We start from the raw sequence: 1565 nt of genomic DNA, 5'->3' as shown, positions 1-1565 counted from the left end.
TTGGCAGTGAAGAAATAAAAAAATAAAGGCCGTCTGAACAATTCTTTAACTTTCAGACGGCCTTATTTAAACCATGTACCTATCCATGAAACCCTCCCTAAAAACCTCTCTGCTCAAGCTGATTTTAGTTGGCGCACTGTTCTACACCAGCTACGGCCTATCCAACCATTACGCGGCGTCGCTGGACTATGTGCCTGAAATCGCTTTTACATGGGAGAGCAATATTCCGTTTTGGGCATGGACGATTGTGCCTTATTGGTCGCTAAACCTGATGTATACCGCGGCATTTTTTCTTTGCCGTGATACACATGAACAAAACCGATATGTAGCGCACCTTGTAGCCGCCCAACTGATTGCAACTGTTTGCTTTGTACTGTTTCCGCTGCGTTTCGGGTGGCCTAAACCGCCTGCCGATGGGCTGTCAGGCTGGCTGTTTGATTCATTGGCTGCATTTGATTTGCCGTACAACCAAGCGCCATCTTTGCATATCGCGTTGGCGATTATCGTGGGTGCATTTTATTGGACGCGCTTTCCCAAAATCCGCCTGCCGCTTTTCTTATGGCAAAGCCTGATTGCCTTGTCGGTACTGACGACTTATCAACATCATTTTATTGACGTGCCGACCGGAGCATTGCTTGGCTGGCTGGTGTTGTGGGCTTTCCCGCGTCAGATGACTTCGCCGTTAAAACTGGGCTCGATTAATGTACACTCAAGAAAGATTGCGTTGCTGTATTTGCTTGGCGCGTATTTGATGGCTTTGCCTGCGCTGCTGGGTGGTGTGTGGCTGTGGTTGATATGGATTAGCGTGTCTTTGCTGATGGTGGCCTTTGCCTATTTGACTGGGAATGCAAACATATTCCAAAAACAGGCTAACGGTAAATTATCGGCGGCAGCGACGGTTTTACTATTGCCTTATCTGGTGGGCGTACGGCTAAACATGGCGTATTGGTTACGCGGTAAGGCGAAAACGGCACAAGTCCGCCATGATGTATGGATTGGCAGCGTTTTGGGTATTTCAAACCATCTGCCTGCTGTATTGGATGTATGCGCCGAATATCCCTGCTGTAGCTATCAGGGAGAATATCGCACTCTGCCTTTACTGGATATGGTAACGCCGTCTGAAAACGATTTGGTTCAGACGGCCTTGATATTGGAAACCTTGCGCCAAAAACACGGCAAAGTGCTGGTATGTTGCGCTTTAGGTTATGGAAGAAGTGCCGCAGTGGTGCTGACGTGGCTGCTGGTCTATGGTGGCTGCAAAGACTTGGCACAGGCAAAGGCCGAACTCAAGCAGGCTCGGCCACAAATGGTATTATCGCTGGCCACTGCCCAAGTAGTCGAAGCTGCTGCCAACTATTTAAAACAAGGATAATGATGGACAACGCAACCGACAGCCGTATTACTGCCCACCTGCTCTCTACCGCACATTATGTTGCCACCTGCAATGCCTTGCTGCTCGCCTTGTCGGCAAAATATGGCGGCGCATGGTTTGCGGTGCAACTTGTCTTGGCAGCAGTTTTGCTGTACTGCCATATCCGCATTCACTTCGACCGTCGCGTGTTCCA

General features: G+C 49.3%; 1 protein-coding gene and 1 pseudogene. Both read left to right on the top strand.

The features are described 5' to 3' along the window. Positions 1-85 precede the first annotated feature (85 nt). A complete protein-coding gene (locus ACTHUM_RS13565; RefSeq protein WP_440403120.1) occupies positions 86-1372 on the top strand; it encodes a phosphatase PAP2/dual specificity phosphatase family protein in 1287 nt (428 codons plus the stop codon). Between the two features lie 2 nt (positions 1373-1374). Next, positions 1375-1565 (top strand): annotated as a pseudogene (locus tag ACTHUM_RS13560) (hypothetical protein); the annotation flags it as partial.

Source organism: Neisseria sp. P0021.S006 (assembly GCF_051956895.1).
Note: the sequence above shows the minus strand (reverse complement) of the source record. Positions and strands in the feature narration are given on the sequence as shown.

Excerpts from the sequence above, each read along its gene's own strand:
- ACTHUM_RS13565 (WP_440403120.1), top strand. The coding sequence starts at position 86 with ATGAAACCCTCCCTAAAAACCTCTCTGCTCAAGCTGATTTTAGTTGGC.